The sequence below is a fragment of the Streptomyces sp. 2-1 genome (assembly GCF_048564895.1).
Classification (GTDB): Bacteria; Actinomycetota; Actinomycetes; order Streptomycetales; family Streptomycetaceae; genus Streptomyces; species Streptomyces phaeochromogenes.
Map to the genome: position 1 here is coordinate 3,809,000 of NZ_CP183383.1, position 26,530 is coordinate 3,835,529.

18 protein-coding genes are annotated in these 26,530 nt (G+C 71.9%); 13 read left to right on the forward strand and 5 right to left on the reverse strand.

The genetic code is table 11. The features are described 5' to 3' along the window. Position 1: 1 nt before the first annotated feature. The 4 genes from ACN20J_RS16840 to ACN20J_RS16855 are packed head-to-tail and all read left to right on the forward strand — an operon-like array spanning position 2 to position 2,675. Positions 2-1,093 carry a hypothetical protein gene (locus ACN20J_RS16840; RefSeq protein ID WP_419666214.1) on the forward strand — a complete coding sequence of 364 codons (1,092 nt, stop codon included), beginning with the start codon at positions 2-4 and terminating at the stop codon, positions 1,091-1,093. Further along, complete coding sequence (locus tag ACN20J_RS16845) at positions 993-1,259, forward strand: Trm112 family protein (RefSeq protein WP_419666215.1); 267 nt, start codon at positions 993-995, stop codon at positions 1,257-1,259. The genes ACN20J_RS16840 and ACN20J_RS16845 overlap by 101 nt, the downstream gene beginning before the upstream one ends. Beyond that, on the forward strand, positions 1,256-2,092 hold the full coding sequence (locus ACN20J_RS16850; RefSeq protein ID WP_189838017.1) for an FkbM family methyltransferase: 837 nt from the start codon (positions 1,256-1,258) through the stop codon (positions 2,090-2,092). Before ACN20J_RS16845 ends, ACN20J_RS16850 begins: the two co-directional genes overlap by 4 nt. Then, positions 2,058-2,675 (forward strand): hypothetical protein, encoded by a 618-nt coding sequence (locus ACN20J_RS16855; RefSeq protein ID WP_419666216.1) that lies wholly within the window; start codon positions 2,058-2,060, stop codon positions 2,673-2,675. Before ACN20J_RS16850 ends, ACN20J_RS16855 begins: the two co-directional genes overlap by 35 nt. Before the next feature lie 172 nt (positions 2,676-2,847). On the opposite strand, the gene ACN20J_RS16860 is transcribed toward ACN20J_RS16855, so the two are convergent. Continuing rightward, on the reverse strand, positions 2,848-3,735 hold the full coding sequence (locus tag ACN20J_RS16860; protein WP_372505619.1) for an ATP-grasp domain-containing protein: 888 nt from the start codon (positions 3,733-3,735) through the stop codon (positions 2,848-2,850). A 180-nt stretch (positions 3,736-3,915) separates the two neighbouring features. Here ACN20J_RS16860 and ACN20J_RS16865 point away from each other — a divergent pair, with 180 nt between their 5' ends. Beyond that, complete coding sequence (locus tag ACN20J_RS16865; protein ID WP_419666217.1) at positions 3,916-5,028, forward strand: MerR family transcriptional regulator; 1,113 nt, start codon at positions 3,916-3,918, stop codon at positions 5,026-5,028. 26 nt (positions 5,029-5,054) lie between these two features. On the opposite strand, the gene ACN20J_RS16870 is transcribed toward ACN20J_RS16865, so the two are convergent. Continuing rightward, positions 5,055-7,358 (reverse strand): 2Fe-2S iron-sulfur cluster-binding protein, encoded by a 2,304-nt coding sequence (locus ACN20J_RS16870; protein ID WP_419666218.1) that lies wholly within the window; start codon positions 7,356-7,358, stop codon positions 5,055-5,057. Between the two features lie 67 nt (positions 7,359-7,425). On the opposite strand from ACN20J_RS16870, the gene ACN20J_RS16875 reads away from it, so the two are divergent. Then, positions 7,426-8,046, forward strand: coding sequence for a TetR/AcrR family transcriptional regulator (locus tag ACN20J_RS16875; RefSeq protein ID WP_419666219.1), 621 nt, complete (start codon positions 7,426-7,428; stop codon positions 8,044-8,046). A gap of 54 nt (positions 8,047-8,100) precedes the next feature. Here the strand turns inward: ACN20J_RS16875 and ACN20J_RS16880 are convergent, their stop codons facing one another. Both ACN20J_RS16880 and ACN20J_RS16885 read right to left on the reverse strand, forming a co-directional pair. Beyond that, a complete protein-coding gene (locus ACN20J_RS16880) occupies positions 8,101-8,877 on the reverse strand; it encodes a Type 1 glutamine amidotransferase-like domain-containing protein (protein ID WP_419666220.1) in 777 nt (258 codons plus the stop codon). A gap of 80 nt (positions 8,878-8,957) precedes the next feature. Beyond that, positions 8,958-9,680 (reverse strand): FadR/GntR family transcriptional regulator, encoded by a 723-nt coding sequence (locus ACN20J_RS16885; protein WP_189838012.1) that lies wholly within the window; start codon positions 9,678-9,680, stop codon positions 8,958-8,960. Between the two features lie 255 nt (positions 9,681-9,935). On the opposite strand from ACN20J_RS16885, the gene ACN20J_RS16890 reads away from it, so the two are divergent. From ACN20J_RS16890 to ACN20J_RS16900, 3 genes are all read left to right on the forward strand, one after another. Continuing rightward, the gene (locus tag ACN20J_RS16890) at positions 9,936-11,393 is read left to right on the forward strand and encodes an SLC13 family permease (protein ID WP_419666221.1); all 1,458 of its coding nucleotides are present in this window, start codon (positions 9,936-9,938) and stop codon (positions 11,391-11,393) included. Between the two features lie 100 nt (positions 11,394-11,493). Then, positions 11,494-13,002 (forward strand): acyl-CoA synthetase, encoded by a 1,509-nt coding sequence (locus ACN20J_RS16895; RefSeq protein WP_419666222.1) that lies wholly within the window; start codon positions 11,494-11,496, stop codon positions 13,000-13,002. Continuing rightward, positions 12,995-14,404, forward strand: a complete 1,410-nt coding sequence (locus ACN20J_RS16900; protein ID WP_419666223.1) for a carboxyl transferase domain-containing protein — start codon at positions 12,995-12,997, stop codon at positions 14,402-14,404. The genes ACN20J_RS16895 and ACN20J_RS16900 overlap by 8 nt, the downstream gene beginning before the upstream one ends. Before the next feature lie 84 nt (positions 14,405-14,488). Here the strand turns inward: ACN20J_RS16900 and ACN20J_RS16905 are convergent, their stop codons facing one another. Beyond that, the gene (locus tag ACN20J_RS16905; RefSeq protein WP_419666224.1) at positions 14,489-18,160 is read right to left on the reverse strand and encodes a S8 family serine peptidase; all 3,672 of its coding nucleotides are present in this window, start codon (positions 18,158-18,160) and stop codon (positions 14,489-14,491) included. 253 nt (positions 18,161-18,413) lie between these two features. Between ACN20J_RS16905 and ACN20J_RS16910 the strand changes: the two genes are divergently transcribed. From ACN20J_RS16910 to ACN20J_RS16925, 4 genes are all read left to right on the forward strand, one after another. Beyond that, positions 18,414-18,809, forward strand: a complete 396-nt coding sequence (locus ACN20J_RS16910) for a CU044_2847 family protein (RefSeq protein WP_419666225.1) — start codon at positions 18,414-18,416, stop codon at positions 18,807-18,809. Then, positions 18,806-20,665: a trypsin-like peptidase domain-containing protein gene (locus ACN20J_RS16915; protein WP_419666226.1), complete on the forward strand. Its 1,860-nt coding sequence runs from the start codon at positions 18,806-18,808 to the stop codon at positions 20,663-20,665. Before ACN20J_RS16910 ends, ACN20J_RS16915 begins: the two co-directional genes overlap by 4 nt. A 96-nt stretch (positions 20,666-20,761) precedes the next feature. Next, on the forward strand, positions 20,762-21,820 hold the full coding sequence (locus ACN20J_RS16920; protein ID WP_419666227.1) for an AAA family ATPase: 1,059 nt from the start codon (positions 20,762-20,764) through the stop codon (positions 21,818-21,820). Then, the gene (locus tag ACN20J_RS16925) at positions 21,810-26,507 is read left to right on the forward strand and encodes an SAV_2336 N-terminal domain-related protein (RefSeq protein ID WP_419666228.1); all 4,698 of its coding nucleotides are present in this window, start codon (positions 21,810-21,812) and stop codon (positions 26,505-26,507) included. The genes ACN20J_RS16920 and ACN20J_RS16925 overlap by 11 nt, the downstream gene beginning before the upstream one ends. The last annotated feature ends 23 nt before the right edge of the window (positions 26,508-26,530 follow it).

Sequence of the window (26,530 nt, forward strand, 5' to 3'; positions counted from 1 at the left end):
CATGTGGTGGGGGGTGGCCGCGGCCCTGCTCGCGAACGTGCTCTACAGCACCGGATTCGTGCTGGAGAAACGGGCGTTGGCGGCGATGCCCGAGGTGACCGTCCGGCAGCCCGCCCGGCTGCTGCGGCTGGTCCTCGGCAGTCCGCTGTGGATCGGCGGCTCCCTCGCCCTGGCGTCCGGCTTCGGCGCGCAGCTCGTCGTCTACCGCACGCTGCCGATCGCCGCCGCGCAGGGCATCTTCGTCTCCGGCCTGGTGATCCTCGTGCTGCTCTCCTCGGTGCTGCTCGGCGAGGAGACCTCGGGCCGCGAGCGGTACGCGATCGGGGCGATCCTCGTCGCGCTGCTCATGGTCGTCCTGTCCCTCAAGGAGGGCTCCGACACGGTCAGCCGCAGCGCCCCCGCCCCGCTGATCCTGCTCGTCTGCGTACCGTCGCTCGCGCTGGGCGTCTGGCTGTACGCGTCCGCCGAGCGCCGCGCCCGCCACCGGCACCGCATGCCGACCACGGGCGTCGAATACGGCGTGGCGGTGGGCCTGTTGTACGGGGTCAGCTCGCTGGCCATCAAGGGGGTGTCGAGCTACCTCACCTCAAGTGGCCTCGGCGGTGCGGTGGTTGATCTGCTCAGCTCCCCGTACCCCTATCTCCTGCTGTTCACCGGCGCGTTCGGCCTGGTGATGTCGCAGGCGGCGCTGCAGCGCTGTCGGGCCTCGCTGATCGTGCCGGTCTGCACGACGGTGACCTGCCTGTTCACCGCGGTGCTCGGCACGCTCGCGTTCGGCGAGGCGCTGCCGGAGGACCCGCTGCGACTGGCGCTGCGCATCGGCGGTACGGCGCTGGCGGTCTCCGTACTCCTGGCGATGCCCAAGCACGACCCGCCGGCCCAGCCCGGTCCACCGGCACAGCCCGATCCGCCGTCACAGCACGAACCACCGGCCCAGCACGATCCACCGGAGGAGTCCCAACCCCCGCCCCCCACAAGGGAGTTGACCACTGATGAACCCCGACGACCTGTTGCTGAAGATACTGGCGTGCCCGCTGGACAAGGGGCCGCTGCATCTCCTCGAAAAGGAGACGGAGGGTCCGGAGAGTACTGAGGACGCTCTCTACAACCCGCGTCTGCGCCGCCGCTATCCGATCGTGGACGGCATCCCGCAGCTCCTCCCGTCCTCCGGCGAACAGGTGACGGACGACGAACACGAACGCCTGCTGCTGCGTCTAACTGGGGGAAACCCCCAGACCCCCGGGGATGTGACCTCATGACCCTGGCAGCCCGTCTGGCCCCCTTCGTGCCGGTGCGGCTGGTCGCCGCCGCCGCCCGGTTCGTCTATCCGCGCTTCGAGCCCGAACTGGCCCGGCTCGGCGATCTCTGCCCGCCCGGCTGCGGCACGGCGGTGGACGTCGGCGGCTGGTACGGCCCCTGGACGCGCCGTCTGTCCCAGCGGGCGCACCGCGTGGTGACGGTCGAGCCCGTCCCGCACCTGGCCCGGCTGCTGACCGCCGCGACGCCCGGGAACGTCCGGGTGGTACGGGCCGCCGCGAGCGACCGCCGGGGCACGGCCCGGCTGTGGCTGCCATCCGGCGACCAGGGCGACCGGGGTGTCTCCTCACTCGTCCGCCGGGACATCCACGCCCGCGCCCTGGACGTCCCCTGTCTGACTCTGGACAGCCTGAACCTCCACGACGTCGGCTTCGTCAAGATCGACGTGGACGGCAACGAACTGGCGGTGCTGCGCGGGGCGACCACCCTCCTCACCCGTGACCGCCCGGCCCTGTTCATCGAACTGGAAGCCCGCATCCAGCCGATCAGGCCCGTCGTGTCGTTCCTCGCCGAGCGCGGATACAAGGGCTGGGTCCTGCCCGACGACACCTGGCTCCCCCTCGCCTCCTTCGACCTGGAGTCCCACCAGGCCCACGCCTCGCACGTGGTCTCCCAGGGCCTGCTGCGGCGCGTGCTGGCCTTCCGGAGCCCGGGGTACGTCCGGTACGTGAACTCGGTGCTCTTCCTTCCGACCGGCCGCACCCCGGGCGACGCGCACCGCGCCGGACACGTACGCCACGATGGGACGCATGCCTCCCGCCAAGCGACCCGATAGGCCCGCCGGCCCGTTCACCCCGCTCGACTTCCAGCTGGTCCTGCTGCGCCGCATGGCCGACCACAACGCGGACCTCGTGGAGGACGCCCGCCACGCGCTGGGCGTCTCGATCGCGGACATGCGCGAGGCCAACCGCCGTTGGCAGGCGATGCGGCATGTGCCGCGGGGCCGGGGAGCGGTCTCCCGCTACCGCTCGATCCTCGGCGAACCGGAGTCGGTCACGCCCCGGCAGATCGGCGACCTGTCCTGCGAGGCACTCCTGTGGCCGGTCCCCCTCTGGCCGGACCTCCGCTTCGAGGTTCTGGTGGCCCCGAACGGCGCGGCCTGGAACGAGTGGCTGGTCCGCGAGCCGGGCGCCCCCTCCCCCGAGCTGCGCACGCTGGAGGACCTGACCCCCTGGTCCTGCACGGTCGACGAGGCGGCCCGCGCCTTCGCACCCGCCCGGCCGCTGGAGGGGTCGGCGCCGACACGGTGGGGTCTGGCGTTCACAGCGCCGGACTCGTCGGGCGTACCGCACGACTGCGTGGCGGAGTTCACGTACGGGCTGCTGCAGCGGATGGCGGTCACGGGGGCGCGCGGCTGACGTACGGGGCCGGCCTACAGGTGTTGGCCTACAGATGTGGGCCAACACTCATGGGCCCACAGCGGTAGGCCAACAGTCGTGGACCCACAGGCGTTGGCCTACAGACGCGGGCCAACAGGCGTTGGCCTACAGACATAGGCCAACAACCGTGGGCCTGGCAGCGGCGAGGCCGTCAGCCGGTGGTGGCCGCCCTGACGATCGCCTCGGCGACGACCGGCACCGAGGCCTCGTGCAGGAAGAGGAAGAGGTTGGGCTCGACGAGTTCCAGCTCCATGACTCGGGGCGCCCCGTCGTCGCCGTCCACCAGGTCCACGCGGGCGTAGAGCAGTTCGGGGGCGTCCGGCACGGCGGCCAACGCCCGTTCCGCCACGGCGAGTTCGGCGGGGGTCGGCTCCCACGGCGTCAGGTTCGGGTGCGGGACCTTGTCCGCGTCGTACGCGGTGCCGGGTTCCAGGACGGCGCCCTTGCGGATGGCGTGCAGGAAGCGCCCGCCGTAGAACAGCAGGGCCCGTTCGCCCGCCGTGTCGATGCTCCGCATGTACGGCTGCACCATCGCGGTCAGCCCTTCCGCGTGCATCCACTCCAGGTGCCGTACGGCCCTGTCGTGGTCCTCGGGCGTGTAGCGGGCGGCGTTCCGGGCGCCCGCCCCCGAGGTGGGCTTGACGACGTACTCGCGGTCGGCGGGCAGGTCGGCCGGGTCGCCGGGGGCGAGGTACCGGGTGTCGACGACGGGCACCCCGGCGGCGGCGAGGTCGCCGAGATACCGCTTGTCGGTGTTCCAGCGGACGACGGCCGCGGGGTTCGCCAGTGCCGTCAGCGCCCCGCACCGCTCGGCCCACGCCACGAACTCGGCGGCCCGCCAGCTGTAGTCCCAGGTGGAGCGGATGACGGCGAGGTCGAAGCCGTCCCACTTGACGTCGGGATCGTCCCAGCACACGACGGCGGCGTCCGCCCCGGCCCGCTCCACCGCGTCGGCGAGAACGGGCAGGTCACGGTCGTACCCGGACTCCTCGACCTCCCGGCAGGTGACGAGTGCGATGCGGGCGGCGGTGCGTGCCACGGCGGGCTCCTCATGGGTACGTCGGCTCCGGTGATCCCGCTCGCAGACTAACAACCGGCCCGGGAACCGGATCGGGCCGCTTGACCTTCACCTTTGGGGAGGCCACAGCATCGGTGGCGAGACGAGGAACGACGGACCGGCTGACCTGCTGAGTGGTCGGCTGCTCATGGGGGTGCGCGTATGGAGATGCTGACGATCGGGGCGTTCGCGAAGGCGTCACGGCTGTCGCCGAAGGCGCTTCGGCTGTACGACGAGCTGGAGCTGCTGCGCCCCGCGCGGGTGGACCCGGAGACCGGGTACCGCTACTACGCGCCCGAGCAGTTGGAACAGGCACGCCTGGTGGCGTGGCTGCGGCGGCTGGGCATGCCGCTGGCCGGGATCCGCGAGGTCTGTGCGCTGGAACCGCCGGCAGCGGCACGGGAGATCCGCGCGTTCTGGGCGCGGACCGAGTCGGAGACGGCGACCCGCCGTGACCTGGCCGCCTTCCTCGTCGACCACCTGTCACGAACCGTCCCGAGAGACCCGGGTAAACCGGGTACCCCGGACGATCCGAGTAAGGACACCACCATGCTGGAACTCCGTTACTCCGCCCTGTCCGACACCGGCCTCGTACGCCCCGCCAACCAGGACACGGCGTACGCGGGCACCCGCGTCCTGGCCGTCGCCGACGGTTTCGGGTCCGGGGGCGCGCCCGCGAGCAGCGCGGCCGTCGAGGCCCTGAAGTTCCTCGACGACGAGCCGCTCCCCGCCGGGAGCGTCCTCAACCTCCTGGAGGACGCGGTCCAGGGCGCCACGCAGGCCGTCCAGGAGGTGGCGGGCCCGACGAACGAGATCGGCACCACCCTCACCGCGATGGTGTGGACGGGCTCCCAACTGGCCCTGGTCCACATCGGCGACTCCCGCGCCTACCTCCTCCGTGGCGGCGGCCTCTTCCGGATCACCCACGACCACACGATGGTCCAGTCGATGCTCGACGAGGGCCGTCTGACCCCGGAGGAGGCCACCGCCCATCCCCAACGCGCCCTGCTTCTCAAGGCGTTGACGGGCGGCGGATCCGCACCCGCCCCGGCCCCCGACGTACGGCTGCACGACGCCCTCGTCGGCGACCGCTATCTGCTGTGCTCGGACGGACTGTCGGCCGTCGTGTCCGAAGCCACCATCAGGGACACGCTCGCCGCGGCCTCCACGCCGACCGAGGCCGCCCAGGCCCTCGTCGGAGCGGCGAACGACTCCGGCGGCCCGGACAACGTGAGTTGCGTGGTGGCGGACCTCGTGAACGCCGAATCCCAGTAGGTCCCTCACGAGGTCTCGGCCGGCGATCACTGGTCCGCGATGTCGAGGGTGACCTTCGACAACGGGCAGCCCACGCAGGTCAGTACGTATCCGTCGGCCCTCTGCTGTGGCGTCAGGCAGTTCGGCTCGTTCTGTGTGATCTCTCCGGCGCGGAGCCGCACCATGCAGTCGCCGCAGTTCCCGACCGTGCAGGAGTACGGCATCGGCAGCCCCGCGGCCAGTCCCGCGTCGAGCAGCGTCTGGCCGGGCTCGACCACCACCGTGCCGACGGGGCGCCCGTCCTCCTCGACGGTCATCTCCTGCGGCGCTGTCGCCGCCACGGCCTGGGTGTCCGCTCCGCTGGTGTAGCGCTCCTGGTGCACCCGTTCGTCCGGGACTCCGAGCCCGGTCAGTACGCCCTGGACGGCGTCCATCAGCGGCCCGGGACCACAGGTGTAGTAGTGGGCGCCCGGGGCCGGGGAGAGGCCGGTGACCCAACGGTGTACGCCGTCCGCGTCGAGCCGGCCGTCCCGGCCGGTCAGGACGTGGGTGACCGTCAGCCGGTCGGGATTGTCCTTCGCCAGCCGGGTCAGCTCGTCGGCGAAGATGATCTCGTCCGCGCTGCGGCTGCTGTAGAGCAGCGCGATCCGGTCGCGGCCCTGCCGCACGGCGAGCCGCGACCTGATCATGCTCATCATCGGCGTCACACCGCTGCCCGCCGCTACGAGCACGATCTCGCCCGGGGCATCCAGGGCATCGGGGGCATCCGGTGCGTCCGGGAGTTGCGGCCCGGTGTGGAAGGACCCCGACGGGCCGCGCACCGCGAGGCGGTCCCCGACGCGCAGACTCCGGTGCACGTGGGTGGAGAACCGGCCGCCCTCGACGTGCTTGACGGTGACCTCCAGCCGGGCCGAACCGGGCGCCGACGAGGCCGAGTAGGCCCGCCGCACCGGGCGGCCGTCGATGTCGGCGACGAGCGTGAAGAACTGCCCGGGCCGGAAGTCGAACGGTTCCAGATCCTTGCCTGCGTCCTCGAGTACGAGGGTGACCGCGCTCGGTGTCTCCTTGCGCAGCTCGGCGATGCGAACCTCCCGCAGCGGCCTCTCCGTCGCTCCGGCCCCGGTTCCTCCGTCGTCGGCAGGGAGGCGGCGCAGGAAGCCACGGCGCCGACCGCCGCCCGCTCCGGGTTCCACATCCTCGTAACCCTCCTTCCGCAGCCCGGAACGGTAGGCACGGTTCATCACCAGCCGCAGCAACCGGGCCATCCCCGGGATCGCCCCAACCGCCTTGAGCAGGAAGGCGGGTGGCCCGCCCTCGGCCGCGGCCGAACCGGCGGCGAGGTGCTCCCCCGCCAGCGCCATCAGGTCCGGCACCGCGCCGCGGTCCACGTGCGCCCCGGGGGTCCACAGCCGTGAGCGCGCCACGGCGTCGCTGCCGGTCACCTCGGCGTGCTCGACGTCGATGAGCAGCGCCAGGTGCGGGGGCATCCCGCGCAGCGCCATCGTCTCCAGCAGCGCGGGATCGTCGGTGATCGCGCCGCGTCCGCGGACGTGCAGCACGCCGGTACGCCCCGGGACGAGCGCGGCGAACGAGAGCCGGTCGTCCGCCAGCAGGTTGTGGAGCGTGTCGGCGCGCTTGTTGCCCTTCCGGTCCGGGACGACGAGCGTGCGGCCGTCCAGGATCCGTGCCACCTCCTGCCGGTCCCCGCGCGGACTCGTGTCGCTCCCACCGGAGCCGTCCCAGGTGGACAGGGCGAGGAAGGGCGCCGCGGCCAGGAACTCGGCGACGCCGGGCCGGCGCAGGGGCCCGTCACCCGCGAACTCGGCGGCCGAGGCGGCAGGAGCGACCGGGGTGGCAGGAGCGACCGACTCGGCCGGGGCGGGCGACTGCCACAGACAGGACCGGAGGACGGCCTGTGCGCAGTGCACGTACGCCTCCGCGATGTCGACGGTCGTCTCCGCGCCCTTCCGTGCGGCCACCGAACCGTTGACGCGCAGAATCTCCCCTACGCCCGGCAGCAGGAAGAAGAACGAGACCGGACCGTGCGGGTCGCCCGGCTCGGGCAGGGAGAACGACATCCGCGTGGGCGAGTGGACCCGTACGAACCCCGGTGTGCCGCCGATGAAGGTCGTCCTGCTGGTCCCGTCGGCGTCCCGGTAGCCGAAGGCCGCGATCGGACACCGGGCGAGGACGGTCCGGCAGCCCTCGTCCAGGGCGCTGATCTGCTTGAGCATGACCGCCGACGCCGGGAGGCCGACGGTCGACTCGACCTCGTCCGCCGTCGTCAGCCGGCACAGGGCGCTCGGCAGGTTCTCCCGCACATCGGACGTGGCCTTGTTTTCGCAGGTCATGGCACTATTGTGAGCAATAGCTCAGCTCTTTGGCTACTCGCTTTTCGCGCCTTGAGGAGGACCCCGGATGACGTCGGCCGACCGCCGTCTTCAGGCACGTCGCAAGCCCCGCCAGGTGCGCGCGGAGCTCACCCGCGACCGCATCCTCACCGCCGCTGCTCACGTTTTCGCCGAGCACGGTTACGCGGCGGGCACCACCAACCGCATCGCCGAGCGCGCCCGCGTCTCCATCGGCTCGCTGTACCAGTACTTCCCGAACAAGGACGCCATCCTGGCCGAACTGCTGGTGCGGCACATCGACCGTGGCACGTGGACACAGGCCGACGAGCTCGACCTGTCGGCCGGGACCTTGGAGGCGACAGTGCGGGCACTGGTCCGCGACGCGATCGACAACCACCGCGACGATCCGCAGCTGCTGCGGATCATGATCGAGGAGGCGTCCTTCTCGCAGGAAGTGCTCGACACGATCGACCGGCACGGAAAGCACCGCGTCGGCCAGGTGCGCGACCTGCTCGCCCGGCATCCGGACGTCCACGTACAGGACCTCGACACCGCGGCCGAACTGATCGTGACCACCGTGGAGATGAACACGCACATGCTCATGGCCGGCCCGCGGACCATCCCGGTCGAGACGTTCGAGAGCGAACTGGTGGCCATGGTCACTCGCTATCTGCGCGGCGATCAATAGCGAGACCAGTGGCCGGACCAGGGAAGGAATCAGCGGCGAGGTGGGCGCGGAACGCTAGGAGACATCCGGCAGCCTGCGCGGCTCGACGCGTTCCTCGACGGCCGTGTCGCCGTCGCGGGTCACGATGTACGCACCCTTGCCCGGGACTTCGGTGACCGCTTCGACCAGTTCGGTGCCGCGGTAGACCAGGCCCACTCCGTCGTCGGTGCAGTGGGTGGCGGGGAGGGTGCCGTTCGCGACGAGTTCGTGGACCAGGGGGCGGCGGCCGGCGTCGGTGTCGTAGTGGACTCCGTTGCCGTAGGGGAGGAAGCCCAACGCGTCGGTGACCGGGCGGAGTTCGGGGCCGAAGGAGTCCGTGGTGCCGCCCTGGAACCAGCAGATCGAGCCCGCGCTGACACCGCTGAGGACGACGCCCGAACGCCAGGCCCGGCGGAAGATGTCGTCGAGGCCGTGCACCCGCCAGACCGCGAGAAGGTTCGCCACCGAGCCGCCCATGACCCAGACGACGTCCTGGTCGAGGACGGTGCCCTCGACGTCGTCGAGGTTCGGCATCGGGAAGAGGTTCAGGGGCGTGAGGTCGAAGCCCGCCACCCGTGCGGCCTCGGTCATACGGGCCGTGAAGTGCTCCGCGTCGCCTATCGCCGTACCGACGTACAGGACGCGGGGGCGGCGGCCGTGGGCGCCCGAGAGTTCGACCGCGTGATGCACAAGGGAGTTGAACGTCACCATGGTCCGGCCGCCCCCGGCACGGTGACCGCCGGAGGTGGCGAGGATGGTGGGCTCTCGCCCGTTCGCAGGGGGAACATGGGGCGTGGTGCTGGACGCGGTCATGGCACCGGATCCTAACCACGGCCATCAGAGCGCCTGTTCGTCACCACCGCCGTCAGAAGCCCTGTTCGTCACCACCGGCGTCAGAGGCCCTGTTCGTCGTTCTCCTCCGGGTCCCAGTCCAGCAGTCGTACCCTCGCCACCGTCTGTACGTGCCGGCGCATCGCGGCGGCTGCCCGCCCCGGTTGCCGGGCGACGATCGCGTCGAAGATCGCGCGGTGCTGGGTGAGTGAACGGGTGGGACGGCTCGGCTGGCGCAGCGACTCGTGGCGGCTCTCGGTGATCTGGTCGGCGATGGAGCGCATGAACTCGGCGAGGATGCCGCTGTGCGCGGCGGCCGTGACCGCCGCGTGGAAGAGCCGGTCGCCCTCGATTCCGTGTCCGCCCGCCTGGATCTCGTCCCGCATGTGGACGAGGGCGGAGTCCATGGCGGAGACGTCCTCGTCGGTGCGGCGCTCGGCGGCCAGTTCGGCGAGCTTGGTCTCCAGGGCCTCGCGGGCGTCGAGCACATCGGGCAACCGGCGGCGCCGCTCCACGAGTTGCTCCACCGGTTCGGCGTCGAGGGTGTCGCGGACCAGGTAGGTCCCACCGCCGTGGCGGACCTCGACCAGGCCCTGCACCTCCAGGACCACGATGGCCTGCTTCACCGAGGCGCGGCTCACACCGAGGCGGGCCGCCAGGTCGCGCTCGGGCGGGAGACGGTCGCCCGCACCCAGGCCGCCCTCGGCCGCGTAACTGCGCAACCGGTCGAGGACCTGCTCGTACAGGCGCGGCTTGGCCGTCATCGGGCGCAGCGCGTCGGTCATGCCCGTCCCCCTTGTCACCTCTTGCGGGTGGTTCGTCCCCCTGTGGGCGCAGCGTAACACCGGGGGTGACCGGCTCAGCGACTCCTTGGACAAGTGGCCCAGTGGATGAGTGGCTGAGCCAATTTACGTCACTTCTCTTGACGCTCTCCATGAGCACCACCCAATGTGGTTCAGCCACTTGGCCAATCACCACTTGGCCGATCAGCCACCCCGCTCGCCATCCGCTCGACAAGGGACCCAAAGACGGGAGCCCGTATGTCCGCCGAACTGATCTCGATCCTTGTGCTCGTCGTGGTGTTCGTGATCGCCACCACCCGCTCCATCAACATGGGCGCCCTCGCCTTCGCCGCCGCCTACGGAGTCGGCGAACTGGTCGCGGACTTCGACGCCGACAAGATCTTCGCCGGTTTCCCCGGCGACCTCTTCGTCGTACTCGTCGGCGTGACCTATCTGTTCGCGATCGCCCGCGCCAACGGCACCACCGACTGGCTGGTGCACGCCTCGATCCGGCTCGTGCGTGGGCGGGTCGTACTGATCCCGTGGGTGATGTTCGTGCTGACGGGCGCGCTCACCGCGATCGGCGCGGTCAGTCCGGCCGCCGTCGCCATCGTGGCGCCGATCGCGCTGAGCTTCGCCGCGCGCTACCAGATCAGCCCGCTGCTGATGGGCGCGATGGTGGTGCACGGCGCGCAGGGCGGCGGCTTCTCCCCGATCAGCATCTACGGGACGATCGTCAACGGCATCGTCGAGCGCGAGAAGCTGCCCGGCAACGAGATCGCCCTGTTCCTCGCCTCGCTCATCGTCAACCTCGTGATCGCGGGGGTGGTGTTCGTCCTGTTCGGCGGGCTGAAGCTGCGGAACGACGAATCGGTCACGGAGACGGTCTCGGTCCCGGCGTCCTCCTCGGTGTCGTCCTCGGCGTCGTCGGCGGCCTCTTCGGCGGGCTCGGCCTCGTCGTCGGCCGGCGCGGGCGCCGAGGCGAAGAGCGCGCCCGAGGGCCGTGGAGCCGACCTCGAAAAGGACCGTGAAGAGGACCTGGAACAGGACCGCGAAAAGAACCGCGAGAAGGACCGCGAGAAGGACCGTTCGGCGGAAGCCGAGGACGACACCACCCGGCTCAACCCCGCCCGTACGGCCACCCTCGCAGCCCTCGTCGCCCTGGTCGTCGCCGTGCTCGCCTTCGACCTCGACGCCGGCCTCACCTCCATCACCCTCGCCGTCCTGCTCAGCACCTGCTGGCCCGCGGACAGCCGCAACGCCGTCACCCAGATCGCCTGGCCGACGGTCCTGCTGATCTGCGGTGTGCTGACGTACGTCGGCGTCCTGGACGAGATGGGCACGATCGACTGGGCCGGTGAGGGCGTCAGCGACATCGGCGTCCCGCTGCTGTCCGCCGTGCTCCTCTGCTACATCGGCGCGCTGGTCTCCGCGTTCGCCTCGTCCGTCGGCATCATGGGGGCGCTGATCCCGCTGGCCGTGCCGTTCCTGGCGCAGGGCGAGATCGGGGCGGTCGGCATGGTGGCGGCACTCGCGGTGTCGGCGACGGTGGTGGACGTGAGCCCGTTCTCGACGAACGGAGCACTGGTGCTCGCGGCGGCACCCGGCGTCGACCGGGAGCGTTTCTTCCGGCAGTTGATGATGTACGGAGGGATCGTGGTGGCCGTGGTCCCCGCCGTGGTGTGGCTCGCGCTGGTGGTCCCCGGCTGGGGATGACACCGGCCGCGCCAACCGTGTGGACAGCGGCTTTCGGCAGCGGCTTCCTACGGCGGTTCCCTACGGGCGACCTTCGACGAACGACAAAGGAGTACGACGCGTGTCCCCTCTCTCCCTGGATCTCTCCCCGGATCTCTTCCCGGCCCTGACCGAGGCCCAGGCGGACCCGGACGGCCCCGGCGCGCACCGGCCCGCCCTGCGCTTCGGCGACCGCTCCCTGACCTACGGCGAACTCGCGGCCACCGCCTCCGCCCTCGCCGCCCGAGTCGCCGAGGCGGGCCGGATCGCCGTCTGGGCCACCCCCACCCTGGAGACCGCTGTCGCCGTGGTCGCCGCGCTAGTGGCCGGCGTCCCCGCCGTGCCGCTCAATCCGAAGTCGGGCGAGAGCGAGCTGGGGCACATCGTGTCGGACAGCGCCCCGACACTGGTGCTAGCCGCACAGGGCACCCAACTCCCGCCCGCACTCGCCGCGTTGGAGCGGCTGGACATCGACATCGACACCAGCGCCCCCGCCGCCGGCCTCCCTTCCCCGGGCGCCCCGGACCCCGGAACCCCCGCCCTGATCGTCTACACCTCCGGCACCACCGGCCCCCCGAAGGGCGCCGTCATCCCCCGCCGGGCCATCGCCACCACCCTCGACGCCCTCGCGGACGCCTGGCAGTGGACCGGTGACGACGTCCTCGTGCACGGTCTCCCCCTCTTCCATGTGCACGGCCTGATCCTGGGCATCCTCGGCCCGCTGCGCCGCGGCGGATCCGTACGGCATCTCGGCCGCTTCGAAACGGCGGGTGTGACACGGGAGTTGGGCGAGGGCGGCGCCACCATGCTGTTCGGGGTGCCGACGATGTACCACCGGATCGCCGAGACCCTGCCCGACGACCCCGCGCTCGCGAAGGCCCTGTCCAGGGCGCGGCTGCTCGTGTCGGGGTCGGCGGCCCTGCCCGTGCACGACCACGAGCGGATCGCGCAGGCGACCGGGCGACGCGTCATCGAGCGGTACGGGATGACGGAGACCCTGATGAACACCAGCGTCCGCGCCGACGGTGAGCCGCGCGCGGGCACGGTCGGCGTCCCGCTGCCGGGCGTCGAACTGCGGCTGACGGAGGAGGACGGGACGACGGCCGTCGAGGCGTACGACGGCGAGACCGTCGGCGAGATCCAGGTCCGCGGGCCGAACCTCTTCACCGAGTATCTGAACCGCCCCGAGGCGACCGCGGCGGCCTTCACCGAGGACGGCTGGTTCCGCACCGGCGACATGGCGGTGCGCGACCCCGACGGCTACGTACGCATCGTCGGCCGGAAGGCCACCGACCTGATCAAGAGCGGTGGTTACAAGATCGGGGCGGGCGAGATCGAGAACGCGCTGCTGGAACACCCGGGCGTGCGCGAGGCCGCGGTCACCGGTGAACCGGACGCCGACCTGGGTGAGCGGATCGTGGCGTGGATCGTGCCCGCGGATTTCCAATCACCGCCCACCGTCGACGAGTTGGCCGACCATGTGGCCCGCCGCCTCGCACCCCACAAGCGGCCCCGCGTCGTCCACCACCTCGACGCCCTGCCCCGCAACGACATGGGCAAGATCATGAAGCGTGCGCTGACCCATGACTGAGGACGTCCCGCGTTACACGGCCCGCGAGGCGATCGCCCTGGTCACGTCCGGGTTCACCGAACTGCCCGGCCCCACAAGCCCCGTCCACGCAAACCCCGCAGACGCCTCAGACTCATCAGACCCCACCCGGAAATTCGGCCCGGACGGGCCCCTGTCCTGGCAGGGTTACGACGCCTCGCGCGCCCGCGCCGCCGCCCGCACGGGTGAGGAGGAGTCGGTCGTCTGCGGTACGGCGACGATCGGCGGGACGGCAACCGTACTCATCTCCTTCGAGTTCGGCTTCCTCGGCGGATCGCTGGGCGAGCGCACGGGTGATCGGCTGGAGGCTGCCTACGGGTACGCGCGCGAGCACCGGCTCCCGGTCGTCTCCCTCGTCGCCACGGGCGGCAGTCGGATGCAGGAGGGCATGCGGGCCCTGGTCCAACTCCAGCGCGTGGCACGGCAGTCGACGCTCACACGCGAGGCCGGTCTGCCGCAGATCGCGGTCCTGCGCGATCCCACGACCGGCGGCGGCTGGGCAACCCTGGGCGCGGGCGCCGATGTCGTCCTCGCCCTGCCGGGCGCCCAGGTCGGCTTCGCGGGCTCACGCGTACGCCCGCCCGACGCCGACCCGGCGGCGTACACGGCGGAGGCGCAGCTGGCGGCGGGAGCGGTCGACGCGGTGGTGCCACCGGCGGAGTTGCCCGGGCTGCTGGGGCTGTGGCTGCACCTGTTGAGCCACCCGTCGGCCGAGCCGGTCCCGCCCCCGCCCGCCCTGGCCGACACCGACCTGCCGGCCACCGGCTGGGAGGCGGTGGGCAACGCCCGTTCCCCGCAACGCCCGCGCGCGATTGGCTACTTGGACGCATACCTCACCCGTCGAGCGGCGATCAGCGGCGACCGCTGCGGCGGCACGGACGACGGGATGCTCTGCGGATTCGGCGTACTGAAGGACGACGGCCGTACGGTCGCCTACGCGGCCCAGACCGGCACGGCCACCCGCCCCGCCGGCTACCGCACCGCCGCCCGGCTGATCCGGCTCGCGGACCGACTCCGTATCCCCGTACTGACGTTGGTGGACACCCCGGGTGCCGCCAACGACGCGGAGGCGGAGCGGCAGGGCGCGGGCGCGGCGATCGCGGACGTGTTCGGAGCCGTGGCCGCCGCCCGAACACCCGTCACCACGCTGCTGATCGGCGAGGGCGGCTCGGGCGGCGCGCTGGCCCTCGCCGCACCGGACAACACCTGGGCCACGCCGGACAGTTACTTCTCCGTCATCGCGCCCGAGCTCGCGGCGGCCATCCTCAAGCGACCGCCGGAGGAGGTACGCGCCACGGCGGACCAACTCCGCATCCGCCCACAGGACTTGGTGGACCTCGGCGTCGTACGCGGCATCGTGGAACCACCGAAGCCCCAGCCATAGCCGGGCCGTTCCAAGAGCGAAGGCGCCGCCTCCCGGCCCCAGGGGGAGGCGGCGCCGTCCGCGCCCGTACGGTCCGTGCCGTGCCTACCGCACGCCCACCGCCCGGACGATCTCCTGCGTCACCGAACCACCCCGGTCGTCGCTCGCCGAGGCCCGCAGCGACACGTACTCCGTGCCGCGCGGCACGGTGACCGTCCCCTTCCAGACGGCCCCGGCCGAACCGGAGTCGGCTTCGGACAGCCGTACAGTCCGCCACGACTTCCCGTCGTCGTAGGAGACTTCGAGCTTGCCGCCGCCGATGGTCCCCGTGGCGCCGGTGTCCGTCGCGCCCGCCACGTACGAGGAGTGGATCCCCACCGGCAGCCGGCTCCCGCCCCGCACGTTCCCCGCGAGGTCCGTGTCGACGTCGAAGCCGAGGTTGAGCAGCGGCAGTACGGTCCAGCGGTCCTCGGGTGTGGCCGCCGACCGGAACGTCCACTCGGAGTGGCCCTTGGTGGAGAGCTTCCAGCGGTCCGCGTCCAGCGTCGTGTCCGTGACGACCTTGTACATGTGCTCGTCGGCGGGGGCGTCCGAGACGTAGACGCCGGAGCTCATCCGCCGGTCGACCAGTTCCCCGTCGAGGTACACCTCGGTGAACTGGGTCATGCCGGTCTCGTCGCTCCACACGTTGCCGAAGCCCGTGTGGTCGGGTCCGGAGTCGCCCCAGCCCGGGGTGTTGAACTGCAGCCGGCCGCCCGCCCGTTGCTGCCCCCAGCCGAGCCCGCTGCCGAGCCACGGCTGCCAGACGGGCCGGAACCAGTCGAGGTCCGGATGCGTGCCCCCGCGGTAGCGGACGAGGCCGCTGCGCTCCTCCAGGTCCCCGGCGCCGACGTTGACGGACTCGTGCCACAGCTGGCCGGGTCCGGTGGACACGTACTCGGTGCGCTCGGCCGGGAAGTCGATCCGCTCCTGGAAGCCGATGCCGATGGGGAAGGAGTCGTCGGTGAGCGAGTACCGGAACTCGCTTCCGGACACGGGCTTCACGGCATGGAACCTGGTGTCCAGCACGGCGAGTTGGCCTCGCGAGGGCTCGTACGTCAGGTCCCGGGCCGGGATGCTCCCGCGATGCCCTTCCGAAAGGTCGTACGTGTAGGGCGTGTTGCGGGTCCCGTTCGTCTCGGCCTTCCTGGCCGCGCGCAGTCGGGCCGCGTCCGCCGCGTTGACCGTGGCGATCTGGAGCGGTCGGTCGGCGTTGTCGTCGGTGCCGAACCAGGCGTTGAGCCGTCCGGGCACGTCGTCCGTGACGAACAGGGCCTCGGCTCCCGCGTCCTGGGCGGCCTGCGCGATCGCGGCGGGCTCCGCCCCCTCCCGTATCCGGACGAGAACTGCCTTGCCGCGTACGTCCTTTCCGCCGTATTCCCCGGTGCCGACATCGACGAGCGGCAGCTTGCGGCGCCCCTCGACGAGCGTGCCCCCGGGCTGGGCGACGGCCTCCCCGACCCCCTTGACCTCCAGCATCGGCTTCCCGAGCCGCCACACGGTCCGGTACTCGAAGCTGCCCTTCGTCACCTTCGCCGTGGGTGCCGCGAAGACGCTGTCGTACTTGACCGGCACCTGGACGGCCCCGAAGAGGTCCGAGCCGTTGGCCGCGCGGTCGTACTCCATGAGCAGCTGCCGGGTCTCGGTCCGCCGGTCGACACGGGCCGCGACCTCCCTCAACCTGCGTCCGTCCAGAGTGATTTCACGGTCCCGGTCGAGGTCGATCTCGGGTGCGGCGAGAAAGCCGAGCCCGAGCGAGTCGGCGCCACGGCTGCCGCGTACGTCGAGGAAGGTGTTCAGGCTGTACGTGCCGGGCTTCAGCCGCAGTTCCACCGTGCCGGAGTCACCGACCGGGGCCGGGAACGGGTCGACGCCCTCGGCGAGCCGTTGCACGACGAGGTCGGCGGCGGTCGCGTCCCCGGCACGGTCCTTGACGTGGACGGTGAGCGTGTACCGCTCCTCCTCCTTGACCAGGCCGAAGGCGGTGTGCGCGACGGTCGTGCCGTCCGCCGCCGAGGCCACGATCTGCCCGCTGGTGTTGCCCACCGGGGCCTTGCCCCCGTCCCCGGTCACGGTCGTGGCGGCCGTCCCGTGCGCGGGCACGGTCAGCGTGGAGTCGGCGAGTGTCGCGACCCCGTCGGGCGCTCCTCGCACGGCGAGGCTCAACTCGACTGCCGTGTCGGAGGAGTTGGTGTAGGTGACGGTCCTGGTGACCGGCTCGTTCGACTCGTAGGGCCACTGGTAGAAGCCCAGATCGGCACTTCCCGTGGCGGTGACGTCGGCCTTCACGGCCTCCGGCACGCTCACTCGTCCGGCACCCAACACATAGGCGGAGGCATCGAGTTGCTTCGATGTCGACATCAGCGCGTTCTTCAGCTGAGCGCCGGTCCAGTCGGGGTGCCGCTCGGCGAGGAGCGCGGCGACGCCCGCGACATGCGGTGTCGCCATCGACGTACCGCTCATGGCGGTGTAGTCGCCGCTGCCGGCCGCGAGACGGGAGCGGGCGGCGAGGATGTCGACGCCCGGGGCGGACAGGTCGGGCTTCAGGGCGTTGTCGCCGTACCGCGGGCCCGCGCTGGTGAAGTACGCGGCCTCGTCGGCGGAGTCGACCGCGCCGACGGTCAGCGCGGAGTCGGCGGCGCCGGGCGAGCCGATGGACGAGGGGGCGCCGGTGTTGCCCGCGGCGACGACGAAGAGGGCGCCGGTCTCCTTCGAGAGGGTCTCGACGGCCTGGGCCATGGGGTCGGTGCCGTCGCTGGGCTCGGTCGAGCCGAGGCTCATCGAGACGACCTCGGCGCCGACGTCCCGCGCGGCCCACTCCATGCCCGCGATGATCTGCGACTCGCTGCCGGAGCCCTGGTCGCTGAGGACCTTCCCGACGGCGAGCGTGGCGCCGGGCGCGACGCCCTTCTCCTTGCCGTCGGACGCGGCGCCGCTGCCGCCGACGGTCGAAGTGACGTGCGTGCCATGGCCGTTGCGGTCGGCGACCTCCTCGCCCTCGATGAAACTCCGGGTAGCGGAGACCCGCCCGTCGAGGTCGGGATGGCCGACGTCCACCCCCGTGTCCAGCACGGCGACCGTGACGCCCTTGCCGGTCAGCCCCGCCTCCCACGCCTCCGGCGTACCGATCTGGGCATTACTTTCGGCCATGTCGGCGCGGACCCGCCCGTCGAGCCAGACCTTGTCGATCCCGTCCTGCCGGGTCAGCGCCCGCCAGAACGTCCGCCCCTTGTCGGCGTCGACGGCCGCCCCGCGGACGCTGGGCAGCCCACGCGTCTTCTCGGCCCCGCGCGGAGTCGCCACGCGCGCGCCCTTCTCGTACGTGACGATCAGCGGCAGTTCGCCGGTCTTGCCGTCCGTGAGGCCCTGCCGTATCAACTCGCTGACGTCGAACAGCCGTTGGTCGAGGGTTCCCGCCCGCAGATAGGGCAGCGCCTCATCCGGTACGACGGTGACGGCGCCGTTCGCCGTCTGCGTACGGACGGCTCCGGTGGCGCCCCGCGGCCGTTCGACGGTGACCGTCCTCCGGCCGCCGTCGAGGTCGGTGACGGTCACCTTGTCTCCGGTGACGAGGGTGACGGTGTGGGCGGCGGAGGCGGCGGCCCCACGGGTACGGGCCTTGGTTCCGGGGTCCTGTGCCTCGGCGTCCTGTGCCTCGGCCCCGCCCACGGGCAGCAGCGCGAGCACGAGCCCGGCCGACGCGAGCGCCGCCCCACGTCTCGCGGATCCTCTGGTCATCCGTACCTCTCTCATCTCGGATTCATCGCGGGTTCTACGCGGATGCTTCTCGGACCGGGGTGGTGCCCGGGTGCTGCGAAGAGTCTCGGGTGGCCGGTGTTACGGCGGTGCCGACCGGACTTGGCGGAAAGCTGCCCTGGCGGTTTTCCGCCAGAGAGTCGGTGTACGACCTGTGGAGACCGCGACAGCGCCAAGTACCGTCCGTGACAATGGGTGGGTCAGCAGTAACGGACGACGGGGGTTCTGCCACACCATGGACGGTTTAGTGGAGTTCAAGACCGACGACGGTGCCGTGATCGTCGTCGAAGGCGTCGAGGACGAGTCCGGCTCCCGGCTGGTCGCGCGCGCGGACGGCACGGTCCAGGCGGCCCGTACGTTCGAAGGCTCCCTCGAAGGGGTGCGGGCCGCCGCCGAGTCGGCACTCCGGGTCTTCCGGGACGGCTCACTGAAGCCCGACACCGTGGAGATCGAGTTCGGGGTCAAACTGACCGCGGAGGCGGGCGCGTTGATCGCCAAGAGCGCGGTCGAGGGCCATCTCGTCGTCAAGCTCTCCTGGTCACCCGCTGGGTCCGGCGCATCCGGTGGAACCGATGGCTCCCCCGAGCTCGCCGCCGCCCCCGGCTCCCCCGAGGCCACCCCGGTCTCATGAGCAGCGCTTCCTGGCACGCGAGAATCAACTGCGGACGCGACACCGGCGCCGGCTTCCTGGTCACCGAGCAGCACGTCCTGACCTGCGCCCATGTCGTCGCGCACAGCGAAACGGCCCCGATCGCCGTGTCCTTCGCACAGGGCGGCGAGGAAGAGGTGCCCGCCCGGGTGATCGCGCACGGCGGCTGGGACGGCCGTGACACCGACCCGGGCGACCTGGCCGTACTCGAACTGGACCGCCCGGTGTCGTTGAAACCGGCCGAGTTCGCGACACCCTCCGACGCGTACGGGAACCCCCCGCGCAGGCTCCTCGCGTACGGCTTCCCGAAGCGGTACGACGAGGGCACGCTCGCCGAATACCGGGCCACCGCCGACCAGTTGATCGCCGGCGAGTGGGTCCAGCTGGAGGCGTGGGCCGCGCACGGCCAGCCGCTGGCCCCGGGCTTCAGCGGCGCCGCGGTGACCCTCGCCGACACCGGCCGCGTCGTGGGCATGGTCTCCGCCGCCTCCCGCAGCCCCGAGATCCGCAACGGCCGCATGCTCCCCACCCAGATCATGGCCCGCTACTGGCCCCGCCTCGGCGACCTGATCCCCACCCCGGACTACGACCAGCCCCAGAAGGAACGTCTGCGCCGTCTGCTTGAGGCGGCGGAGCTGCTGCAGGGGACAACCGGGCCGAGGCACACCGCCCCTTCAGGGGCGCGGGGAGCTGCGCACCCGACCCCGACAGACCCGCACCGGACACCCAACCGAACCGCCCGCCCCCCGGAGTACAGCCCCGAACGCCTGTACCTGGACGCGGTGGGCCCCCTGGGCCCGCCTCTCCCCCCGCACGGCTTCGGCTCCCTCTGGTCCGCCGCCTGGTACCTCCTCTCGGAGGTCCCGGACCCGGAAGCCACCCCCCGCTTCGCGACCCGCCTCGCCGACTTCGTGGACGACACCCGGCTCCGGGCCGCACTACGAAGCTGGCCGCACCCAGGGGCCCACCGCGCCCCGGCCCCCGCACACGCGCCCGCGACCCCCCGCCCGAGTTCCACGGCGCACACCTGGTCACCGATCCTCGTGGAGATCGCCCCCAGCGGCTCGGGCAACCGGGACTTCCTCGTCGAGGTGTCCGCGTACAACGACCGGCACCGCCGGGTGGTCGGCTCCCGCCGCCTCCCGGCGGACCGCGTACGCCCGTACGCGCTGCAGCGCATCGACGAGGCCTTCCACGAACTGGAGCCGGGTGCAAGGGAGTTGATCGCCTTCGTGCTGCCGCGCCGCTGGCTCAACGCGGACGTGGCGCGCTGGAAGCGCAGCGCCGACGACGACAGCCCGCTCGGCTCCTTCGCGCCGCTCGTCGTGATGGACCTGGAGCGGCGGCGCAGCGGCGGTCTTCAGCACAAGCTGAGACAGAAGTGGCGGACCCTGGACGCACGGCCGGCCTCCAGACTCCACCGCATCGACTGCTGGGCCGTCGGCCAGGACCAGGTGAAACTGACCATCGACCTGCGCCGGGACGCCGACATGGTGGGCTTCGGTACGCCGCCCCGCGCGGACAGCGTCAGACGGCTGTTCCAGGCGAGCCTGAACGCGGCGGTGCCGGTGATGCTGTGGCCTCGCACCGGCTGCCGGGGCGAGCACCGGTGCGGGCGGCCCGCGGACTGCCCGGGCTCGGAGTTCCTGGACCGCCTCGCCGAACACCTGGCGGACCTGCCGGCTCATGAACTTCCGCAGTACGTCCATGAGTTGCGCGAGACGGCGTACGCCTCCGGCACCGTGGAGCCGCACTGGGCGCACGACCTGGCACTCCTCTGGGAGGACCCCGAATGCCTGCCCGACCCCGTCGCCTACGCACACAACCCCGTCGGCTGAGGGGGCCGATGGAAATCGGTTGATGAAAGGCGGCCCGAAGCCGTCGACTGAAGCACGGAATCGCACAACGGAACACGGAACACGTTCGGAGAGACCATGTCCCTGTGGCCCGTCTACACGGGTACGAGCGAACCGCACGACGGTGTCGCCGAGTTGCCCGCGCCACCACCTTGGCGCGCCTTCGACGGCGGCCCGGAGCTGGAGACCCCCGCCGAGGACGACGACGCCTCGGCGACCTCCCCGGACCGTCGGCACCGCGCCCGCACCTACCGCGCCACGGACCGGGCGGTCCAACTGGTCAACGCGGCCCTGTACTTGCGCCGCCCGCTCCTGGTGACGGGCCCGCCCGGCAGCGGCAAGTCGAGCCTCGCGTACGCGGTGGCAAGGGAGTTGCGGCTCGGCCCCGTCCTGCGCTGGAACATCACCAGCCGCGCCACGCTCCACGACGGCCTCTACCAGTACGATCCGCTCTCCCGCCTGTACGCGGCAGGACGCGCCGCCGCACGAGAGGTACCGCCGGACGCCGCACACGATGTGCCGCCGGGCGCCGAACTCCCCACCGACGGCGGTCTCCAGGACCATCTGCGCCTGGGCCCGCTCGGCACGGCGCTCCTTCCGTACGGCCGTCCGCGCGCCCTGCTGATCGACGAGATCGACAAGTGCGACCTGGACCTGCCGAACGACCTCCTCAACATCCTGGAGGAGGGCCAGTACGAGATCCCGGAGCTGGTCCGCGCCGCCCGGCACACCCCCTCCGCCAAGGTCATGGTCGACGGCACGGACGAACGGGTCGAGGTCTCACGCGGCCGTGTCCGCTGCCGCGCCTTCCCCTTCGTGGTCCTCACCAGCAACGGCGAACGGGAGTTCCCACCCGCCTTCCTCCGCCGCTGCGTCCGCTTGGAACTCCACCAGCCGCGCGCCGCCCACCTGGAGAGCATCGTCCGCGCCCACCTCGGCGAACCGGACGCACGCGCACGGGAGTTGATCGACCGCTTCCTGTCCCGCGGCACGGACGGCGAGCTGGCCACGGACCAACTCCTCAACGCCATCTACCTCACGGGCACGGCGGGCATCGACGCGTCATCACGCGACGACCTCGCGGAGCAGCTGATGCCGTATCTGAGCCGTACGGGGGACGAATCGGATGCCTTCTGAGGCCGACGCCGGTTCCGGCACTCACACCGGCGCCGCCCGCCTGGCCGACGTCCTGGCGGAGGCCGGCGCCGGCCCGTCCCCCACCTCGGAAGAACTGGCCGAACTGCTGTGGCTGGCAGGCCACATGAAGGCCCCCGAGACCGAGGCTCCGGCCACGCCCTCGGCCCACTCGGGCCCGGGCCCGGCCTCGGATTCCGACTCGGCACCCCCTGCCTTCAGGGGCGCGAGGAACCGCGCACCCAGCCCTCACCCACCCGCACCAACACAACCGAACCCCGACCATCCCGAAATCCCCGAGCCCCCCAACAGCAGGGTCCCGCTGCACCTCCCCGGCACGCCCACCCCGGCAGACGCATCCCCGGCGGACACCCCGAACACCAACACCTCACACACCTCGCTCCTGGCCCCCGCGCCACCGATGCTCCCCCACCCCCTGAAACTCCAACGCGCCCTCCGCCCCCTGAAGCGGCGCGCCCCCGCCCCGTTCGGACAGGAACTGGACGAGTCGGCGACCGCGCACCGGATCGCCCGGCTCGGAGCCGCCCCCCAGTGGTGGCTGCCGGTGCTGCGCCCCGCGACCGAGCGCTGGCTGACGCTCCACCTCGTGCACGACACCGGCCCGACGATGCCGATCTGGCGCCCGCTCGTCCGCGAACTGCACGCGGCCCTCGCCCAGTCGGGCATCTTCCGCACGGTGGAGCTGCACCGGCTGGAGACCGACGGCACGGTACGCCGCCCCGGCTCGCAGGAGGCGTACGCGGACGGGCGTACGGTCACCCTGCTGATCAGCGACTGCATGGGCCCGCAGTGGCGGGACGGCCCGGCGGGCACCCGCTGGTACGCCACGCTGCGCCGCTGGTCGGCCAGGATGCCGGTCGCCGTGGTCCAGCCGCTCCCGGAACGCCTGTGGCGCACCACCGCGCTGCCCGCCACGACCGCCCGGCTCGCCGCGCCGGGGCCCGCCGTGCCCAACTCCGCGTACGACGTGGACTCGTACGCCATGGAGGACCTCCCCCGGGACGTGCTCCCCCTCCCCGTCCTGGAGGCCTCGGCGCCCTGGCTGGCGAACTGGTCGGCGCTGGTGGCGGGCGGGGTCCGACTCCCGGGCGCGGTAGGCCTGTTGGGTACCGCACCACCCCCCGCGCCGGTCGACGAATGGGGCCGCAGCGATGTCGAACAGCTCTCCCCCGAGGAGCTGTTGCTCCGCTTCCGCTCTCTCGCCTCCCCCGAGGCCTTCCGGCTGGCCGGTCATCTCGCCGTCGGGCGCGCCGAGTTGCCCGTCATGCGCCTGGTCCACGCGGCGATCGAGAGGAACCCCCAGCCGCAGCACCTCGCCGAGGTGATCCTCAGCGGCGCCCTGATCGCGGTCCCGGGGACGGCGGGTTCGTACGTCTTCCGCCCCGGCGTACGCGAACTGCTGCGCCGCACACTCCCCCGCACGGCACTCGGCCGCACCTCCGAACTCACCGCGAGGGTGGGCGCGTTGATCGACGCGAGGGCGGGAGTGGCATCCGGTGATTTCCGCGTCGCCGTGCCGGGCCCCGGGGACATCACGGCCGACGGCGAGCCGTTCGCATCGGTACGGGAGGAGAGCGTACGGAGGATGGGCGGGGCCCCACCGAAGCCGGCCGCCGTCGACACCGCCGGGCTCGTGCTGGGCAGGTATCGGCTCGTGGGGCGGTTGGGGCGGAGCAAGCAGGTGATGCGGGCGGAGGACACGCGGTCCGGACGGGTGGTCGCCGTATACCCGTACTCCATCAGGCCGGAACGGCACGAGAGCTTCCTGAACACCGCGCGCATTCTCGCTGCCATCGAGCACGTCAACGTGATCGGCGTCCACGACTTCGGCGTCGAGGACGATGTCGCGTACCTCGTCACGGAATTCGCGGAGGGAGTCACACTCACCGAGCTGACCGCCGAGGACACCTTCCGGCTGCCCTTCACCATGCTCGCACCCCTGGCACAGCAACTCGCGCGAGGCCTCAAGGCTCTGCACACGCATGGCATCGCGCACAGTCGTCTCACACCGAACGGCCTGCTGATCCTCCCGGACGGCACCGTCAAGATCACCCAATTCCCGCTGGAGCGCATGCGGGGACATGGCGAGTCTTGGGACCTCTACGACTTCGGACGCCTGCTGGTGGAGCTTGCCGAAGGGCGGACACGGGATGAACTGGTCCAGGTTCCCGAGGAGTTCCGGCCGCTGTTCGCCGAAGCCCTGAGTGGCTTGCTCGCTTCGGATGCCTATTCCCAACGCGGTGGAAACGACCTTCTCATGTCCGCGTCCTTCGACGCCGCACTGGATACCGTGACGGCGAACCGGTACCGCTTCCGCTTGCTCGGACCGGTACGGATCAACCAGGGCGACCTCTCCCAGCCCGCGAACTCCCCCCAGGAGCAGGCCCTTCTCTGCCGGCTGCTGCTCCGCAACGGCAGGCCGGTGACGCACGCCGAGCTGACCGAGGGGCTGTGGGGCAACCACCCTCCGCAGAACCCGGGACGCCTCCTGTCCACTTACGCCTCCGCCCTCCGAAAGACCCTGGGACCCGGCGTCCTGGCCACCACCGCAGACGGCTACGCCCTGCACGCGGGGCTCGGCACCATCGATGTGGAGCAGTGCGAAGAGCTCGTCGCCGACGCGAAGTCCCGTCGCGAGGACGGTGATCCGACGGCGGCCCGCGACGCCGTCCAACGCGCCCTCGACCTCTGGTACGGCGAACCCCTCGACGGCGTCCCCGGCCCCGCCGCCGAGGCGACCCGCACCCGCCTGCGCGCCCTGCGCCTCTCGCTCTACGCCACCCGTGCCGAACTCGACCTGGAACTGGGCCACTTCGAGCGCGCGGCCACCGACCTGGACGAGCTGCTCCGTACGCACCCCGAGCACGAGGACTTCCGCCGACTGCGAGTCCTCGCCCTCAGGAACCTGGGCCGCGTCGCGGACGCCGGCCGGCCGACCATCACGATGGAGTGCGCGGACGCGGACGACCGCCCGGGGGCTCACAGCAGGCTCGCCCCCTCCCTGGTCCGGCTGCTCTCGCTCAGCGGCTGGGCTCCCGACGACTACGACATGCGCTCCGACGACAACGGCCACTTCGTGTTCACCGCTGCCGAGGCTTCCGTACGGTCCGTACTGCCCGTGCTGAACGCGACCCTGCGCAACCTGCCGGGCATCCTCCTGGAGGCAGACGACCCGCCCAGGGTCCGGCTGACGTTCTGGCACGGCGCGCAGCCCCCCACACCGGATTCTCTGCCGGCACCGGAGCGGTCGGACATCGCGGTCGTCCTCTCCCCCGTCCTGTACGAGGAGCTCACGAACAGCGACCTCCCCATCGACCTCCTCCGTTTCCGTCCGTTGCATCCGGTCAAGGCCGACGGTCCGCCGGGTCCGGTCCTCGCCTGGTACTGCCCCCTGAACCTCCCGGAGCTCGTCCCGGACCCCGGGACCGAGCAACGCGACCTCGTCCGCGGCCCGTTCGTCACCCGGCCCCCCAGGTGGATCCCCCTCCCGGAGCCCGGCCGCACCGCCGTCGTCGTCCGGCCCGCCGACGGCGCGCTGACGCTCCTCGACCCCGACCGGCTCGACGGCACACCGGCCTCGGACCCGCCGATCGCGTACTACGAGGTCGACCTCACCCCCCAGCAGTCCGTGCACCGGCTCTCGCTCCCCAGCTCCCGCGGCGGAACCTTCACCGCGTCCGTGGAGCTGGCCTGGCACGTCGACGACCCGGTGGCGTTCATGGGCGGCGACACCGGCAACGTGCCCGAACGCCTCCTCGACCACGTCGTCAAAGAGGTCGGCCGCGTCACCCGTCGTCATCCGGTCGACCGTGTGCCCAAGCGGGGCGCGCTGCACAACGGACTGCACAGCTGGCCGGTCCCCGGGCTCTCGGTGACATGCTCGGTGCGGCTGAAGCCGCACGCGGAGCCGCCGGTCCTCCCACCCGCGACCGAGTCGTTCGCCGCACCCCCGGACGCCGCCGCTCCCTTCCTGGTCGGCGTCCCCCACGTACTCATCGGCTTCGACGGCCCCCTCGTACGCCTCTACACCCGGGCCAAGGAGGAGCAGGCCACCCAGGAACTGGCCGCGCTCCTCGCCGAGCTGCGCCACCCCGACGCCGCGCTGAGCGGCGAGCCGCTGTCGCCGGGGGGCGCGCCCGTGTCGCCCCTGGAGGGGCGGTCGAACCCGCTCGACCTGTTGCGGGCGTTCGCCGAGCACCCGCTGGGAGCCGATCTGCGCCGCCGGCTCAACCGCATCGAGGAGCGGGCCGTCTCGACCGCCACGGCCACCCCGTTCTCCGACTCCCTGATCACCACGCTCAGCGCCCTCGGCCGGCGCGTCGCCGTCGTCGCGGACAACGCGCCGAGTGCCGTCTGGATGTATCTGCAGTCCCACGGGCGGCTGACCGGCCTGGTGAGCGGCGGAGTGCACGGCCGCGCCGAGGAGCTGACCCGGCTGATGCCGAACCCCGACTGCCTCCTGCGGGCCCTGGACCAGCTCGGCGCGTCGCCGTCGGACGCCGTACTGGTCGGCTCGTCGGTCGCCGAGCTGACCGCCGCGAACGCCATCGGCCTCCGCTTCCTCGGCTACACCCGCTCGGAGCCGCACAAGCAGCGCCTGCTCCGCGCGGGCTGCGAGCTGACCACGGCCTCATGGGCACCCCTGATCCAGTCGCTCCCCAACGCCTGATCCCCCGTCGGCGGCCAAGACCA